The organism is Microbacterium sp. WHRI 7836 (assembly GCF_040223885.2).
Taxonomy (GTDB): Bacteria; Actinomycetota; Actinomycetes; order Actinomycetales; family Microbacteriaceae; genus Microbacterium; species Microbacterium oxydans.
Genome location: NZ_CP168171.1, coordinates 2,954,531 through 2,970,071 on the forward strand (window position 1 = coordinate 2,954,531; position 15,541 = coordinate 2,970,071).

The 15,541-nt window shown below is 66.6% G+C and carries 17 protein-coding genes; 3 read left to right on the top strand and 14 right to left on the bottom strand.

Going from position 1 to position 15,541, the window contains the following annotated elements; translation table 11 throughout:
* Window positions 1–181 precede the first annotated feature (181 nt).
* The 13 genes from tuf to ABRP18_RS14315 all read right to left on the bottom strand — a co-directional run bounded on the left by tuf (window position 182) and on the right by ABRP18_RS14315 (window position 12,305).
* Complete coding sequence (tuf, locus tag ABRP18_RS14255) at window positions 182–1,372, bottom strand: elongation factor Tu (protein ID WP_046747810.1); 1,191 nt, start codon at window positions 1,370–1,372, stop codon at window positions 182–184.
* 168 nt (window positions 1,373–1,540) lie between these two features.
* Window positions 1,541–3,655: an elongation factor G gene (fusA, locus tag ABRP18_RS14260; protein ID WP_046747809.1), complete on the bottom strand. Its 2,115-nt coding sequence runs from the start codon at window positions 3,653–3,655 to the stop codon at window positions 1,541–1,543.
* Window positions 3,656–3,742: 87 nt separating this feature from the next.
* Entirely contained in the window at window positions 3,743–4,213 is a 471-nt protein-coding gene (gene rpsG, locus ABRP18_RS14265) for a 30S ribosomal protein S7 (RefSeq protein ID WP_017201608.1), read from the bottom strand.
* Window positions 4,214–4,218: 5 nt separating this feature from the next.
* Window positions 4,219–4,587: a 30S ribosomal protein S12 gene (rpsL, locus tag ABRP18_RS14270; protein ID WP_017201609.1), complete on the bottom strand. Its 369-nt coding sequence runs from the start codon at window positions 4,585–4,587 to the stop codon at window positions 4,219–4,221.
* A gap of 217 nt (window positions 4,588–4,804) precedes the next feature.
* The gene (locus ABRP18_RS14275; RefSeq protein WP_046747808.1) at window positions 4,805–5,452 is read right to left on the bottom strand and encodes a hypothetical protein; all 648 of its coding nucleotides are present in this window, start codon (window positions 5,450–5,452) and stop codon (window positions 4,805–4,807) included.
* An 81-nt stretch (window positions 5,453–5,533) separates the two neighbouring features.
* Window positions 5,534–5,968 carry a hypothetical protein gene (locus tag ABRP18_RS14280; protein ID WP_113680394.1) on the bottom strand — a complete coding sequence of 145 codons (435 nt, stop codon included), beginning with the start codon at window positions 5,966–5,968 and terminating at the stop codon, window positions 5,534–5,536.
* A gap of 65 nt (window positions 5,969–6,033) precedes the next feature.
* Complete coding sequence (locus ABRP18_RS14285; RefSeq protein WP_179515821.1) at window positions 6,034–7,065, bottom strand: ABC transporter; 1,032 nt, start codon at window positions 7,063–7,065, stop codon at window positions 6,034–6,036.
* Between the two features lie 109 nt (window positions 7,066–7,174).
* Window positions 7,175–7,327, bottom strand: coding sequence for a hypothetical protein (locus ABRP18_RS14290; protein WP_164734115.1), 153 nt, complete (start codon window positions 7,325–7,327; stop codon window positions 7,175–7,177).
* A 70-nt stretch (window positions 7,328–7,397) separates the two neighbouring features.
* Window positions 7,398–8,054 carry a hypothetical protein gene (locus tag ABRP18_RS14295; protein ID WP_349884864.1) on the bottom strand — a complete coding sequence of 219 codons (657 nt, stop codon included), beginning with the start codon at window positions 8,052–8,054 and terminating at the stop codon, window positions 7,398–7,400.
* A complete protein-coding gene (locus ABRP18_RS14300; protein WP_349884865.1) occupies window positions 8,051–8,383 on the bottom strand; it encodes a PadR family transcriptional regulator in 333 nt (110 codons plus the stop codon). Before ABRP18_RS14300 ends, ABRP18_RS14295 begins: the two co-directional genes overlap by 4 nt.
* A gap of 99 nt (window positions 8,384–8,482) precedes the next feature.
* Window positions 8,483–9,421 carry a sugar ABC transporter permease gene (locus ABRP18_RS14305; protein ID WP_349884866.1) on the bottom strand — a complete coding sequence of 313 codons (939 nt, stop codon included), beginning with the start codon at window positions 9,419–9,421 and terminating at the stop codon, window positions 8,483–8,485.
* A gap of 1 nt (window position 9,422) precedes the next feature.
* A complete protein-coding gene (locus tag ABRP18_RS14310) occupies window positions 9,423–11,027 on the bottom strand; it encodes an ABC transporter permease subunit (protein ID WP_349884867.1) in 1,605 nt (534 codons plus the stop codon).
* Between the two features lie 69 nt (window positions 11,028–11,096).
* Entirely contained in the window at window positions 11,097–12,305 is a 1,209-nt protein-coding gene (locus ABRP18_RS14315; protein ID WP_061016982.1) for a maltose ABC transporter substrate-binding protein, read from the bottom strand.
* A 185-nt stretch (window positions 12,306–12,490) separates the two neighbouring features.
* Between ABRP18_RS14315 and ABRP18_RS14320 the strand changes: the two genes are divergently transcribed.
* From ABRP18_RS14320 to ABRP18_RS14330, 3 genes are all read left to right on the top strand, one after another.
* On the top strand, window positions 12,491–12,922 hold the full coding sequence (locus ABRP18_RS14320) for a hypothetical protein (protein WP_046747801.1): 432 nt from the start codon (window positions 12,491–12,493) through the stop codon (window positions 12,920–12,922).
* Window positions 12,923–12,935: 13 nt separating this feature from the next.
* On the top strand, window positions 12,936–13,424 hold the full coding sequence (locus ABRP18_RS14325; RefSeq protein WP_017829222.1) for a YajQ family cyclic di-GMP-binding protein: 489 nt from the start codon (window positions 12,936–12,938) through the stop codon (window positions 13,422–13,424).
* Between the two features lie 469 nt (window positions 13,425–13,893).
* Window positions 13,894–14,526 (top strand): GntR family transcriptional regulator, encoded by a 633-nt coding sequence (locus ABRP18_RS14330; protein ID WP_046747800.1) that lies wholly within the window; start codon window positions 13,894–13,896, stop codon window positions 14,524–14,526.
* 4 nt (window positions 14,527–14,530) lie between these two features.
* On the opposite strand, the gene ABRP18_RS14335 is transcribed toward ABRP18_RS14330, so the two are convergent.
* The gene (locus ABRP18_RS14335; RefSeq protein WP_061016903.1) at window positions 14,531–15,538 is read right to left on the bottom strand and encodes an alpha/beta hydrolase; all 1,008 of its coding nucleotides are present in this window, start codon (window positions 15,536–15,538) and stop codon (window positions 14,531–14,533) included.
* Between the last annotated feature and the right edge of the window lie 3 nt (window positions 15,539–15,541).

A 15,541-nucleotide genomic window follows, 5' to 3' on the forward strand; every position in this document is an offset into this window, starting at 1 on the left:
TCAAAACACGCCAACAATCCCGATGTACGACGCTGCCGCTCCTGCGCGGTCTAGTCATTCTATTGGATGAAATGTCGCACCCCATGCCGACATCGCCCGAGCCCGACGCCGTCGTGAGCGCCCGCTGCACGACAAAGGGGCCGGACCCGAAGGTCCGACCCCTTTGCGAGGAAGCAGGTGCTTACTTGATGATCTTCGTGACCGTACCGGCGCCGACGGTGCGTCCACCCTCACGGATGGCGAAGCCGAGGCCCTCCTCCATGGCGATCGGCTGGATCAGCTCGACCGTCATGTCGGTGGTGTCGCCGGGCATGACCATCTCGGTGCCCTCGGGCAGCGAGATGACGCCGGTGACGTCGGTGGTGCGGAAGTAGAACTGCGGGCGGTAGTTCGTGTAGAACGGGTTGTGACGCCCACCCTCGTCCTTGGACAGGATGTAAGCGGTGCCCTCGAAGTCGGTGTGCGGCGTGACCGAACCCGGCTTCACGATGACCTGGCCGCGCTCGACGTCCTCACGCTTGGTGCCGCGGAGCAGCAGACCACAGTTCTCGCCGGCCCAGGCCTCGTCGAGCTGCTTGTGGAACATCTCGATACCCGTGACCGTGGTCTTGACGGTCGGACGGAGTCCGACGATCTCGACCTCGGAGTTGATGGCCAGCGTGCCACGCTCGGCGCGACCCGTGACGACGGTGCCACGACCGGTGATCGTGAAGACGTCCTCGACGGGCATCAGGAACGGCTTGTCACGGTCACGCTCCGGGTCCGGAACGCTGTCGTCGACAGCCTGCATCAGGTCCAGGATCGCCTGGGTCCACTTCTCGTCGCCCTCGAGGGCCTTGAGAGCCGAGACGCGGACGACAGGAGCGTCCTCGTCGAAGCCCTGGCCTGCGAGCAGCTCGCGGACCTCGAGCTCGACGAGCTCCAGGATCTCCTCGTCGTCGACCATGTCGGACTTGTTCAGCGCGACCAGCAGGTACGGAACGCCGACCTGCTTGGCGAGCAGCACGTGCTCACGCGTCTGAGCCATCGGGCCGTCGGTGGCGGCGACCACGAGGATCGCGCCGTCCATCTGAGCCGCACCGGTGATCATGTTCTTGACGTAGTCGGCGTGGCCGGGAGCGTCAACGTGCGCGTAGTGGCGCTTGGGGGTCTCGTACTCGATGTGCGAGATGTTGATGGTGATTCCACGCTGGCGCTCTTCCGGCGCCGAGTCGATGGAAGCGAAGTCACGCTGCACGTTGGTGTCGGACGGGAACTTGTCAGCAAGCACCTTCGAGATCGCTGCGGAGAGCGTGGTCTTGCCGTGGTCGACGTGACCGATCGTTCCGATGTTGACGTGCGGCTTGGTCCGCTCGAACTTGGCCTTAGCCACTGGGTCCTCCTCAGGACGTCGTTGTAGAGGTGACCGGGCACTGGTTTGCGACCGGTTCTCTACGGGTTAGGTTCTCAGTTTAGTAGAGAGGGAATGTGAAGTTGTAGGTGACCTGGGAACCCCGGGTGCTTCGACAGGCTCAGCGACCCAGGGCTCCCAGAAGAGCGATTACTCGCCCTTGGTCTTCTGGACGATCTCGTCGGCCACAGCGCGGGGCACCTCAGCGTAGCTGTGGAACTCCATCGAGTAGACGGCACGGCCCGAGGTCTTCGAGCGCAGGTCGCCGATGTAGCCGAACATCTCGGACAGCGGGACCTGAGCGCGGACGACCTTGACGCCGGCAGCGTCTTCCATCGACTGGATCTGGCCACGACGCGAGTTCAGGTCGCCGATGACGTCGCCCATGTACTCCTCAGGAGTACGGACCTCGACGGCCATCAGCGGCTCGAGCAACACGGGGTTGGCACGACGCGCGGCCTCCTTGAAGCCCATGGAGCCCGCGATCTTGAACGCCATCTCCGAGGAGTCGACGTCGTGGGCCGCACCGTCGACGATGGTCGCCTTGACGCCGACCATCGGGTAGCCCGCGAGCACACCGACGTTCATCGCGTCCTGGAAACCGGCGTCGATCGAGCCGATGTACTCACGAGGGATGCGACCACCGGTGACGGCGTTCACGAACTCGTAGGTCTTCTCGGAGTCGAGGTCGAGCGGCTCGATGGTGAACTGGATCTTGGCGAACTGTCCAGAACCACCGGTCTGCTTCTTGTGCGTGTAGTCGTGCTTCTCGACGGTCTTGCGGATCGTCTCGCGGTACGCCACCTGCGGCTTGCCGACGTTGGCCTCGACGTTGAACTCGCGCTTCATGCGGTCGACGAGGATGTCGAGGTGCAGCTCGCCCATGCCCTTGATGGTCGTCTGACCGGTCTCGGGGTTGAGCTCCGTGCGGAAGGTCGGGTCCTCTTCAGCGAGCTTCTGGATGGCGACACCCAGCTTCTCCTGGTCGGCCTTGGTCTTCGGCTCGATCGCGACCTCGATGACGGGCTCCGGGAACGTCATCGACTCGAGGACGACGGGCGCCGTCGGGTCGGTGAGGGTGTCACCCGTGGTGGTGTCCTTGAGGCCGATGACCGCGTAGATGTTGCCGGCGGTGACCGAGGGGACCGGGATCTCCTTGTTGGCGTGCATCTGGAAGATCTTCCCGATGCGCTCCTTCTTGTTCTTGGTCGAGTTGACGACGGCCGAACCGGAGTCGAGGTGGCCCGAGTAGACGCGCACGTAGGTGAGGCGACCGAAGAACGGGTGCACGGCGACCTTGAACGCGAGAGCTGCGAACGGGTCATTGGCGTCGGGGTGACGCTCGATGATCGTGTCGTAGTCCTTCGGGTCGTGCGCCTCGATCGAGCCCACGTCGAGCGGGTTCGGGAGGTAGTCGACGACCGCGTCGAGCATCGGCTGGACGCCGCGGTTCTTGAACGCGGAGCCGCAGAGCACCGGGTAGATCTCGCTCGCCACGGTCAGCTTGCGGATGGCGCCCTTGATCTCGGCGACCGTGAGCTCCTCGCCACCGAAGAACTTCTCCAGCAGCGCGTCGTCGGTCTCGGCGACGGTCTCGAGGAGCTGCTGACGGTACTCCGCCGCCTTCTCCTTGAGGTCTTCCGGGATCTCCTGGATCTCGTAGGAGGCGCCCATGGTGACGTCACCCTTGGAGTCTCCGGCCCAGACCAGTGCACGCATCTCGATCAGGTCGACCACGCCGATGAAGTCGCTCTCCGCGCCGATCGGCAGCTGGATCACGAGCGGCTTGGCGCCGAGGCGGTTGATGATGGTGTCGACCGTGAAGTAGAAGTCGGCGCCGAGCTTGTCCATCTTGTTGACGAAGCAGATGCGCGGGACGTTGTACTTGTCGGCCTGACGCCAGACGGTCTCGGACTGGGGCTCGACGCCCTCCTTGCCGTCGAACACGGCGACCGCACCGTCGAGCACGCGGAGCGAACGCTCCACCTCGACCGTGAAGTCCACGTGGCCGGGGGTGTCGATGATGTTGATCTGGTTCTTGTTCCAGTAGCAGGTCACGGCGGCAGACGTGATCGTGATGCCGCGCTCCTTCTCCTGCTCCATCCAGTCGGTGGTCGAGGCGCCGTCGTGCGTCTCGCCGAGCTTGTGGTTGACGCCCGTGTAGAACAGGATGCGCTCGGTCGTCGTGGTCTTGCCGGCATCGATGTGCGCCATGATGCCGATGTTGCGGACCTTGCTCAGGTCCGTGAGCACGTCTTGTGCCACAGGAGTGTCCTTATCTTTTGGAGCAGGTGTACTGCGAAGAGGGGGTGCCGGCCCCTCGGCGGGTGGCCGAGGGGCCGGCGGAGCTGTTTACCAGCGGTAGTGAGCGAACGCGCGGTTCGACTCGGCCATCTTGTGCGTGTCCTCGCGGCGCTTGACCGCGGCACCCAGGCCGTTCGACGCGTCGAGGATCTCGTTCTGCAGACGCTCGGTCATCGTCTTCTCACGACGGCCCTTCGCGTAGCTCACGAGCCAGCGCAGTGCGAGCGTGTTGGCGCGGTGAGGCTTGACCTCGACCGGCACCTGGTAGGTCGAGCCACCGACGCGGCGGCTGCGGACCTCGAGGGTCGGGCGCACGTTGTCGAGCGCCTTCTTCAGGGTGGCGACGGCGTCCTGACCGTTCTTCGCCTCGACACCGCGGAGGGCGCCGTAGACGATCGACTCGGCCAGCGACTTCTTGCCGTCGACGAGGATCTTGTTCACCAGCGAGGTGACGATCGGTGCGCCGTATACCGGGTCGTTGACGACGGGGCGCTTGGGGGCTGGTCCCTTACGAGGCATCTAACTCAACCCTTCTTCGCGCCGTAGCGGGAACGAGCCTGCTTACGGTTCTTGACTGCCTGGGTGTCCAGGGCGCCGCGGACGATCTTGTAACGCACACCGGGGAGGTCCTTGACACGACCGCCACGCACGAGCACGAGCGAGTGCTCCTGCAGGTTGTGGCCCTCACCGGGGATGTACGCGGTGACCTCGGTGCCGTTGCGGAGCTTCACACGAGCGACCTTGCGCATCGCGGAGTTCGGCTTCTTCGGCGTGGTGGTGTAGACGCGGGTGCAGACCCCGGCCTGCTGCGGGTTCGACTTGAGCGCCGGCGCCTTGGTCTTGGTGACCTTGGGCGAGCGACCCTTGCGAACCAACTGCTGAATGGTTGGCACGTTCTCTCCTCATAGTGCTGCACGGTGACAGCGTGATGGGTTTCACATCATGACCCACCGGCACGCCGGAACCGACGAGCTTTTGGTGTGATGGGTATGCCGTGGGGGCAGACCGACAGGTGCCGGCGCCCAGTGCGCACGCGGAGGCGTGCACACACCTGATCAAGTGTAATGCCGCGTAACGTAGCGGTCAAATGGGCGTGCCTGCGCTCGCACCTCAGGGCAGGTCGGGGTCGAACGGCGAGTCGAGCGATTCGGTCAGCTCGGCCAGCAGAGCCTCGATCTGCGGCTCGACGTGCTGCGAGACCGCGGCCTGGATCGAGATCCGGTGCCGCAGCAGGATGCCGCAGATCTCGCGGCCCACCAGGTTGGCGTACTCGTCGGCGAGTGCCACCTCCTGCCGGAGCGCGATCTTGGCCTCCTCCGTGAGCGGAGGCAGCGCGGGGAGCTCCGCGGCAGAGTCGTCCGCGAGCCCGGCGATGGTGAACAGGAACGGGGCGCCAGGAACCGGATCGGGATCGAGCGGGAGGCCGTCGAACTCGGGGTCGAGATCCTCCGCCGGGCGATAGCTGCGGGCACGGTTGCGCGCGGCCTGCTGGTCGAGTTCGCGCTGCAGCATCGGCAGGTTCCTCGCCGTGTACTCCGCGACGGCATGATCGACGATGGTCTTGATCCTGGTCGACAGCCCGTGCTGCACCCCGTGCGGCACGTTCGCCCCGATGCCGGCCGCCGAGAGGATCGGAGAGCCGAGACACCGACGACACGGCGCGACGCGACCGCGGTGGGTCGCCGGCTCCCAGCGCGGCACCCAGCGCAACCAGGCTTCGACGGCCTGGTCGACCTGCGTCTCCAACGAGCGCTCCACTCCACCAGCGTACGGCGCGTCGCCCCTCGCCGTCGCGATTTCCCCAGCCCGGCGGGGCGAAGACGGACGAGCGCCCGAAGGTCACTCCTCCTCTTCGCGCTCCCAGGGCCAGCGTGGATGCTCCGCACGGGTGCGCCGCAGGGCGATACCGCCCCACCCGGCGATCAGCGCAGCCAGCACGATGACAGCGCTCGCACCGCCTCGCACCAGGTCTCCGGCGACCGCAGTCGCGAGCACGAGATCTCCGTCGCCGATGAGTACGGCGAACCAGACCACGACGAGGTGGGCGAGTCCCGCCGTCAGGGCGATCGCGACCGTCGCCACATAGGAGGGCTGCGACCGACGCAGCGTCGACCACAGGACGAGGGCGAAGGAGACGACGGCGGCGATCATCCCGGCCACTCCCGGCACCTGGCCCAGGTTCGGGACCGCGATGATGTCGGTGTCCGTGGCGACGCTCACCGCTCCGAGCCCGAAGACGGCGAGCGCGAAGAAGCCGATGGTGGCGAGGACCACCGCCAGGATGGCCGAAACCCCCGCGGACTCGGGTCCGCGGGGGTTCGGCGTGGTGGAGTTCGTGATTACCTCGCCAGCGTCGGGCCGGCTTCGAGCGTGCGCTCGTACTCGCGCTGCGCCTCGGCGTTCAGCTCGGTCTTGCGGGCGCCACTGCGTGCGACCCACGCGCCGAACCAGATCGTGAGCTCGCGGGCGAACACGAATGCCGCGATCGCGAGCGGAGCGAGCAGTTGCTCGCCGACGAGATCGAGCCCCTGGCTCGAGCTGAGCTTCCAGAACGGGGCTTCGAAGAGCTGCCCGAGGATGTGGCCGCCGTACGCGATGACGCCGACGATGAGACCGAAGACGACCCAGAGTCCCCAGCGACCGCGGTTGATGATCGCGCCGAGCAGCCAGAACCCGAGGAAGAACACGACGACGGGCGTCCAGAACCCCCAGGTGGACAGCGGGGCGACAGCACTCTGACCGATGTTCTCTCCGGTCACGTCACCGGCGATCGCGCCGAGACCGAGCCATGCACCGAGGTACAGGACCGCGAAGACGAGGGTGGCGAGAAGCCCGATGGCCCCTGCCGTGCCGCGGTTGCCCCGGTCACGGGGAGGCTCGGGAGCCTGGACGAAGATCGGCTGCGGCTGCGCTGCGGCCGCGACCACCAGCGGCTCCGAGGGGACGACACGCGTCTCGGCCTCATCGCCGTACTGGGCGTAGGCGGCTCCCGCCATGCCGGACTGCTCGTGACCGAAGGGCACGGGCTCGCCCACGACGGGCTCCGGGTAGAAGGAGGTGGTCTCGGCGTCGGCCTGAGCCCTGATCTCTTCGGCGCGGTCGTACGATGCAGCGGAGGAAGCGGGGGTCACCGCGGGGGGCGGCGAAGCGAAGGTTCCGGGGTGTTCGCGCTCGGCCGCTTCGAAAGCGGCGAGGTCGGGATCCACGGGTGCGGCGGCCGGCGTGACGTCGCCACCGTCTGCCACGGTCTCGCCGGAGCCGGGAACATCCGCACCTGCGGCCGCGGCGGCATCCAGACCCGCGTTCGCGCTGCCGACGACGTCGTCAACGTCAGCCGGCTTCTCGGGCTGGGGAACGTCGGGGTCACTCATGGGGTGCGCCTCTCATCGGAATCGTGCATTGCGAGGGTACCTCCGCGCGAACGGACGCTCGCGGAGGCGTGCCGACGTGTCGGCATTCATGCGGATACGTCGTCCCAGGTCAGGGAAGAGCGGTGCGAAGCGCATCCCCGGCGAACTGGGCGAGCACGGGGACCATCGGAAGCGACAGCCACACGAGGGCGCCGATGACGCCGACGCACACGATGCCGGCGAACCAGCTCATCCCGAGGTTGCGACCCCCCACCCGTGCCATGACTCCACGCTAGGCCCGAAGCACCGATCCCCCGAGGAGCAACGCCGATATCCGGTGCGCGGCACCCGCTTCATCCTGCGGCGCGCCCCCGGAGTCGCCACAGCAGCCACAGCCCGGAGAGCGGGACGAGGAGGAATCCGAGGAGGATGAGGACGTGCCACTCCCCCACGCCGGGCACGAGCGGGTTGACGGCGGGGACCTCCGCGGGCGTCCCGGTCCCCGAGGAGCTCCCACCCGACTCCGTCGAGGAGAAGGCCGTCAGCGTGGAGACCGTGAGGAACGAGATGCCGGTGACGACGAAGGGTACGACGATCGCGACCACCTTTTCCCACGTCCTCCAGAGCGAGCTCGCGCTCACGAGCGCGGCGCCGACGAACCAGCCGAGTACGGGCACGACGATCCCTCCGAAGCTCAACGTCAGCGCCGCAGCGATCGCGAACCCTCTCGTCGAGGTCGCCGGCGGACGCGGCACCGGGGGCGCGGCGACCGCGGGCGCGCCGATGATCGTCGGCCCGGACGGGACTTCCGCCTGAGCCCCATCGGCGATCGCGACAGGATCGCCGAGATCCGCGATGCGTGCCGCCGTCGCTTCGGCATCGAGCCCCTGCAGCTCCTCGAGGATGCCGGCACGGATATCGCTCGCGACACCGTGCGGCAGGTTGCGCATGGCCTCGTCGAGCCGCGCGAGGTACTCGGTGCGGAGGTCGTCTGCGGTGAGCTCTGTCATGGTCGTCCCTCTCCGACGATGCCCGTGACGACACGGGCGAATGGTGTCCACTGGGCGCGGAAACGGTCCAACTGATCGATCCCGCTGCCGGTGAGCCGGTAGTACTTGCGCACCGGACCACTGTCGGAGGGCTGATCGAACGTGGTGACCCACCCGTTGTCCTTCAGCCTCCCGAGCAGCGGGTACAGCGTGCCGATGCTGGCGATCAGGCCCGCGCCGGTGAGCGCCTCCGCCAGCTGCCAGCCGTACATCGGCTCGCGCGCGAGCAGCCCGAGCACGCAGTACTCGACCACTCCCTTGCGCATCTGAGCGCCAACATCAGCTGTCATGCAAGACAAGGTAGCATGCGAGACAAGAGAGCGTGCGGAGTCCGACCGTGCGGGCACCCGTGCCCACCGGATCACGACGCCGGCGGGCAGACCAGCGGCTCAGCCCTTCGTCGCTCCGGCCGTCAGACCGCCCACGATGTACTTCTGCAGGAACAGGAACAGGATCATCACCGGGATCGCGGCCATCACGGCCCCCGCCGAGAACGCCGACCAGTCCGCATACCGCGGGTTCGCGACGAGCTTCGTCAGACCGACCACGAGCGTCTGCTGATCGACGTCGACGAGCATGACGCTCGCGATGACGTACTCGTTGACGGTGCCGATGAACGAGAGCAGTCCGACCACCGCGAGGATCGGCGCGACCAGACGAAGGATGATCGTGAAGAAGATGCGTGCATGACCGGCACCGTCGATGCGGGCAGCCTCGTCGATCTCCTTGGGGATCGTGTTGAAGAAGCCGTACATCAGGTAGGTGTTCACACCGAGCGCTCCACCGAGGTACACCAGGATCAGACCCGTATGGGTGTTCAGACCGATGGCCGGGAACCAGTCCCCCAGGGTCGACATGAGGAGGAAGATCGCGACCACGGCGAGCAGCTGCGGGAACATCTGCACGACCACGATCGTCACGAGGCCCACGCGGCGCCCGGCGAACCTCATGCGCGAGAAGGCGTAGGCGGCGCACGCTCCGATGAAGACCGTGACCGCGCCGGTGACGACGGCGATCAGGAGCGTATTGAGGAACCACGTGCCGTACGGGTTCTGCGGGTCGCTGAGGATGCGCACGTAGCTGTCGATCCCGATCGCGGAGAACAGCTGGTTCGAGCCCGTCAGCGTCCCCTTCGGGTTCAGCGAGGCCGAGACGACGTACAGCAGCGGGAACAGCGCGAACGCGCTCACGACGATCGCCACGAGGTGACGCCATCCGGTGTCGGCGAACCAGGCGCCGACGCTGCGGCGGCGCGGAGCGAGGGTCTGCGCCTGCTCGGCGGACCGGGTTGTGGCGGGACGCTCGGTGATGGGGCTGTCGGTGCTCATGTCAGTTCAGCTCCTCGAGGGCCTTGGTCTTGCGGAAGCTGATGATGGAGATCGTCGCGACCACGATGAAGATCAGGATCGTGAAGGCCGACGCCAGACCGTAGTCGCGGGTCTGACCCGTGAAGGCCACCTTGTAGACCATCGAGATCAGGATGTCGGTGTGGCCCACGGGGATGGACACATCGCTGAAGCGCGGCCCGCCCTTGGTGAGCATGTAGATCAGGTTGAAGTTGTTGAAGTTGAACGCGAACGACGAGATCAGCAGCGGCGCCACGGTCACGAGCAGCAGCGGCAGCTTGATGCGGCGGAAGACCTGCCACGGGTTCGCGCCGTCCATCACGGCGGCTTCGTTGACGTCCTCCGGGATGCCCTGCAGCGCCCCCATGCAGACCAGGAACATGTACGGGAACCCGAGCCACAGGTTCACCAGCAGCACCGACACCTTGGCGAGCGTGGGATCGGTCAGCCACGGGATCGCGGCCCCGCCGAAGATCACCTGGTTGATGAAGCCGAAGCTCTCGTTCATCATGCCCGCCCAGACCAGCGCGGACAGGAACGCGGGGAACGCGTACGGGAGGATCAGGATGATGCGGTAGCCGTTGCGGAAGCGCATACGGGTGTTGTTGAACACCAGCGCGAGCAGCAGACCGAGGAAGAACGTGGTCGCGACCGAGATCAGGGCGAACGCGAAGGTCCAGAGCGTCACCGAGATGAGCGGACCGCGGATGGAGGAGTCGGTGACAGCGCGCACGAAGTTGTCGAAACCGACCGTCGTCTGCCATCCGGGGAGGAGCTGCTCTCCGCCTTCGGCTGTGAACGCACCGTCACCCGTGTCGGAGTAGACGATCCCTGTGGTGGTGTCGGTGATCGTGTCTGCAGCCTCGTCGTACTCGAGCGTCGAGACGTAGAGGTAGCCCTTCTGCCCGTCGGGAGCGCGCAGGCTGCCCTCGTTGGGGTCGTCGCTGAACGGGACGGAGAGCTGCTCCAGCTCCTCCGACAGCGTGAACACGGTGGCGAGGGGAAGCGTGGTCCACCCGTCGACCGCGACGGCCTTGTCACCTTCGAACTGCGCTTCGACCTCTGCGAGCGGCTGCTCCGCCGTGCCGAGGAGTGCATCGCCGGTGTCCGGGTCTGTCGCCAGCAGGCCGTAGGTGCCGAACTGCTCGACCACGGTGACGGGGTACGTCGGCGAGTCCTCGACCCGTTCCTGCGCCGATGCGAGGAGCGAGGAGATCGCCTGGTCCTTGGTTCCGTTGTGGCCGGTGCCGTAGTTCGTGAAGCCGATGTACCCGGTGTAGAGCAGCGTGAAGACCTGGAACACGATCAGGAAGATGATGCCGGGCGTCAGGTACTTCGCCGCGATGCGCTTGCGGGAGAAGTAGATGTAGTTGACCAGGACCGCGACGACGACCACGATGCCGAGGATCAACCACTCCTGGTGCGCGAACAGCACGAACGCGGCGTACAGGGCGATCGCATCGACGACCGCCAGCAGGAGGATCTTCAGCAGCATCCAGCCGATCGGCCCTGATGCAGCCTCGGCGATCTTGGCGGCCTGGCGCTGGCGCTTGGTCGGAGGAGCTGTGCGCTCTTCGGTGTCAGTCATGTCGTCCTCGTCATGATCCTGCCGGGGCGGGCGAAGGCGCCCACCCCGGCAGAGTCAGTGTCCTGGCTGTTACTTGATCGCGGCGGTCACGTCGTCGACGAGCTTCTGCCACGTCGTCGCCGGGTCCTCGCCGTTGATGATCGCGGCCTCGGCCACGCCCCAGTACTGCCAGACCGCACCCATGGCCGGGATGGCGGGCATCGGCACGGCGTCGGCACCGACGGCCTGGAAGCCGGCGATGATCGGGTCGGCGGCCGCGGTGTCGGCCGCAGCGGTGAGCGCGGGAAGCACGTTGCCGGCCTTGAACAGCTCGAGCTGCACGTCTTCGGTGCCGATGTAGTTCACGAGGAAGTCGTTCGCGGCGACCTTGTTCTTCGACTCGGAGCTCACGAAGAAGCCCTTCACTCCGGCGAACGGCGATGCGGTCTCACCGGTCGGGCTCGGGATCGGGTCGATCGCGACGTTGATGCCGGCGTCGGTGGCCGCACCCACGTTCCACGGACCGGTCAGCCAGAAGGCGGCGGTGCCGTCGAGGAACTGCTGCTTGGCGATCTCACCGTCGACATCGGTGTTGAGCACGCCGGCAGCGCCCTGCGCGCCCAGCCAGTCGGCGAAGGCGAAGCCGCCCTCGCTGCCGAGCTGGAGGTCGGTGGAGTCGTAGCTGCCGGTGTCGTCGGTGCCGAACACCGGGGCGCCGAACGCGGTCTGGAACGGGTACAGGTGGTACGGGTTGCCCTCGGTCCCCTGCTCGACGACGAACTTCCCCTTGGAGATCATGTCGTCGAAGCTGGTCGCGGGAGCCGGAACCAGGTCGGCGTTGCGGAGCACGGCGATGTTCTCCACGGCGTACGGGAGCATGTAGACGGTGCCGTCGTACGTCGCCGCCTGCAGCGCGACGGGGAGGTAGTCCTCGGAGCTGTCGCCCAGCTCGATCGGAGCGACCACGCCGTTCGTGGAGAGCTCGCCCAGCCAGTCGTGCGCGCCCATGACGATGTCGGGGCCCTTGCCGGTCGGGACCTGCTGGATGAAGTCGTCCTTCATGTCGTCGACCGACTTGCCCGTGAGCTGGACCTTGACGCCGGTCTTCTCCTCGTAGGCATCTGCGGCGCCCTGAAGCGCGTCGACCCGCTCGGCGTCGACCCAGACGACCAGCGCACTGCTGTCGTCGGAGCCGGAGGTGTCGTCGTTGCTGGTCCCCGTGGAGCAGCCGGCAAGCGTCAGAGTCGAAACGATGGCGATCGCGCCCGCGGCGACGATGCCCCTCTTGTTCACCTTCATTGGTGTGTGCCTCTCTCAGTGCTGATCACCTGCAAGGACTGCAAGCGCTTACAGTATGCATCGAAATCAGGGGTGTTCGCAATGAGAGAGGCCGTCGATATCAACCCGTGATGCACCGAAATCCGCTTCACTCGGATGGAAACGCTTCCACGGGTCCGACGAAACCCGCTCCGTAGACTGTGGTCATGGCTGGTGGCACACTTCGCATCCGCAGGATCACGGCAGCGCTCGCGTTGGCGCTCACGGCGATGGCGCTGAGCGGGTGCACCGTGTTCGCCCCGAGCTATGGCGTCCTGGATCGAGAAGCAGAGCCGGAAGACGCCGTCCCGGACGCGGTGGCGGAGCAGGACTCCGGAGACGTCGCCGACCTTTCGTCGGCCCGCCTGGTGGGTGAACACTCCGGCAGCTCGATCTGGCTGCTGCGCGGCGTCGAACACGGAGCGGTATGCGTGCTCGCCTTCCCCGAGGATGGCGAGTGGGGCATGGCGTGCGGCGGAGAAGGCGCCCCCGTGGAGATGAGTGGTCCCGCCGGGCACTTCGTGACCGTCCCCGACGACTACCCCACGCCGGACGGAGCCACCCGGGTCTCCGACAACGTCTACGCGCTGAGCCCCTGAGTAGGATGAAACCATGGCTGACAGCTCATTTGACATCGTCTCGAAGGTCGACCACCAGGAAGCGGAGAACGCTCTGAACCAGGCCCGCAAGGAGATCGAGCAGCGCTACGACTTCAAGGGCACCGGTGCGTCGATCGCCTGGAGCGGCGAGAGCATCCTCATCATCGCGAACACCGAGGAGCGCGCCAAGGCCGTGCTCGACGTGTTCCAGTCCAAGCTCATCAAGCGCGGCATCTCGCTGAAGAGCCTCGAGTCCGGCGACCCGTTCGCCAGCGGCAAGGAGTTCCGCATCGTCTCGACGCTCAAGGACGGCATCTCCTCCGAGAACGCGAAGAAGATCAACAAGATCATCCGGGACGAGGGCCCCAAGGGCGTGAAGAGCCAGATCCAGGGCGACGAGCTGCGCGTGCAGTCCAAGAGCCGCGACGACCTGCAGTCGGTCATCGCGCTGTTGAAGGGCGCCGACCTCGATCTCGACCTGCAGTTCATCAACTACCGGTAAGCGTCGCGCTCGACGACGGAGGGGCCGGATGCGATCGCTTCCGGCCCCTCCGTCGTGATTTCTGGACTGCGTGCCAGATTGTTGAATTGCATACCAATATATGGGTTTCCGTACCCAAGACTGGGAAGCGGTCGACTCGACCGACGACGCGAACGCCGCGTGACGCACTGCCGTCGTAGGGCTGCGCGATTTCGGTATTGCGAGCTTGCCCTCGTGGGGACGAGGCCGCGGCAGTTCCATGCGCTCGCGTCTTCGGTGGCCGGCGGATGCTGAGCATCCGCCGGTCACGGAAACCGCGAGCGGGCGACCACACGTAAGAAGAGCCCACCGGGGCCCGCGCTGCGCGCCCCCACGCGGACCGCGGACTCCGGTGGGGGATATTGGCATCCGAAGCGACTTCATGATGTAGTTGCCCTCCCGGGCGAATCATGGGGCGCTCGGGATCAGAAGGGCAACTGGGGGCGGATCCATGGGGAGTACCGGATCGACGAACATCGGCGAGAGCAAGCAGCTCCTGGCCGAAGAAGTCTTCCACCACATCGGCGGACAGATCATCGACGGCACGTTGGCCGCGGGTGAGCGCATCCGTGACGTCGACGTGGCGGAGGAGCTGCACGTGTCACGGACACCGGTGCGGGAGGCGCTCCAGCGACTGGAACGCCTCGGGATGGTGACGATGTATCCGAGCCGGTACACGGAGGTGACGGCGGTGACCCCGGAGACCGTGGCGCAGTCGCTCGAGTTCGCCGGCTACCAGGCGGGCATCGCCGCGAGACTGGCCGTACCGAGGATCACGATGGCCCAGCGCGAGCACGTCGTCGCCCTGGTCGAGGGCTTGCACGCATCACTCGAGGACGGCACCGAGACGTCGAACGCGCGCTGGGCGGTGTTCTCCTACCTCGGCGATCACAGCGGCAACTCGCAGCATCGCACGCTGATCGACGACGCGAGCATGGTGCTGTTCCGCAACCTCCGCGATTGGGTGGTGCCTCCGTCGGATCGCGCACGCATGGGTCAGGTGTACTCCGACTTCGGCGATGCCGTTCGAAGTGCGGACGGCGACACCGCAGAGCGCCTCGTCCGGGCGATGTACTACCTGTGAGAGCTCACTGCACCGCTCGCCATGCGGTGACCCACCGGTCCAGCCGCCGATAGGCGTCCTCCCGTGCCTCGTGCCGGGAGAGGAACACGTCGTGCAGGGCACCGTCGATGCGCTCCACGGTGACGCTGGGTCCGAGACGGAGTGCCGCACGGGCGATGTCGTCGACGACCAGCACGGAATCGGCTGAGGTGAGGTCCTCCGACCATCGCGTCGGGGGCACGAATCTCGCGGAGAGCAGCACGCACACCGGCGCCGTGATGGACAGGCCCGATGCCACGGCCTTGTGCCCCGACAGGATGGCGTGCAGCCACCCCGCGTACACGGCCATGGTCTGCGCCGGGCGCCAGACCGGGTTCACCTCCATCGGGTCGTCAGGGTCGGCCACCTCCTGCTGTGCTCGCGTGTAGAAGCCGAGGTCGACCTGCGGTGCCACCTCCATCGGACGGATCCTCGCCTGGAGTTCGACCATCGGGGCGATCGCCGCTCTCGCCGGGGCGAACTGGAACTCCAGCCAGGGACTGTTGAGGATCACCGCGTCGGCCGCTCCCGGATGCCGAGACGCCCACAGGCTCAGTGTCAGACCGCCGGTGGAGTGTCCGAGCAGGATCAGGCGCCGGTCGGATTCGACGCCTCCTTCCCCACGCCCCATGGCGTCCAGTGCCGCAGCGATGTCCTCGTCGTAGATCGCGAGATCGGCGATGTATCCCGGCGTCTGCCCGTCGCGGAGGCTGCGGCCGTACTTGCGCAGATCGAGCGCGAAGAAACGGGCGCCCCGCGTGGTCCAGAAGCGGGCGAGACGCTTCTGGAAGAAGTAGTCGGACCAGCCGTGCACGTACAGCACATCGACTCCGTCGAGGAGCGGACGGTGTCCGCGCACCCTTTCCCAGAGGCCCGGCTCTGTCGGCAGCGCGCGCACCAGCGTGGCCACGACCGGACCCTGATCGTCGACACCGAGGTCGAGAGTGCGCTGCTGGAACTCGTCACCGAGCACATCGGGAATCCAGTCGGCCATGCA

Coding starts and splice junctions, on each gene's coding strand:
- rpsG (WP_017201608.1), bottom strand. CDS start 4,213: ATGCCTCGTAAGGGACCAGCCCCCAAGCGCCCCGTCGTCAACGACCCG.
- ABRP18_RS14330 (WP_046747800.1), top strand. CDS start 13,894: ATGGGGAGTACCGGATCGACGAACATCGGCGAGAGCAAGCAGCTCCTG.
- ABRP18_RS14310 (WP_349884867.1), bottom strand. CDS start 11,027: ATGACTGACACCGAAGAGCGCACAGCTCCTCCGACCAAGCGCCAGCGC.
- ABRP18_RS14285 (WP_179515821.1), bottom strand. CDS start 7,065: ATGAGTGACCCCGACGTTCCCCAGCCCGAGAAGCCGGCTGACGTTGAC.
- ABRP18_RS14295 (WP_349884864.1), bottom strand. CDS start 8,054: ATGACAGAGCTCACCGCAGACGACCTCCGCACCGAGTACCTCGCGCGG.
- ABRP18_RS14325 (WP_017829222.1), top strand. CDS start 12,936: ATGGCTGACAGCTCATTTGACATCGTCTCGAAGGTCGACCACCAGGAA.
- ABRP18_RS14300 (WP_349884865.1), bottom strand. CDS start 8,383: ATGACAGCTGATGTTGGCGCTCAGATGCGCAAGGGAGTGGTCGAGTAC.
- ABRP18_RS14335 (WP_061016903.1), bottom strand. CDS start 15,538: ATGGCCGACTGGATTCCCGATGTGCTCGGTGACGAGTTCCAGCAGCGC.
- ABRP18_RS14305 (WP_349884866.1), bottom strand. CDS start 9,421: ATGAGCACCGACAGCCCCATCACCGAGCGTCCCGCCACAACCCGGTCC.
- ABRP18_RS14320 (WP_046747801.1), top strand. CDS start 12,491: ATGGCTGGTGGCACACTTCGCATCCGCAGGATCACGGCAGCGCTCGCG.
- ABRP18_RS14315 (WP_061016982.1), bottom strand. CDS start 12,305: ATGAAGGTGAACAAGAGGGGCATCGTCGCCGCGGGCGCGATCGCCATC.
- ABRP18_RS14290 (WP_164734115.1), bottom strand. CDS start 7,327: ATGGCACGGGTGGGGGGTCGCAACCTCGGGATGAGCTGGTTCGCCGGC.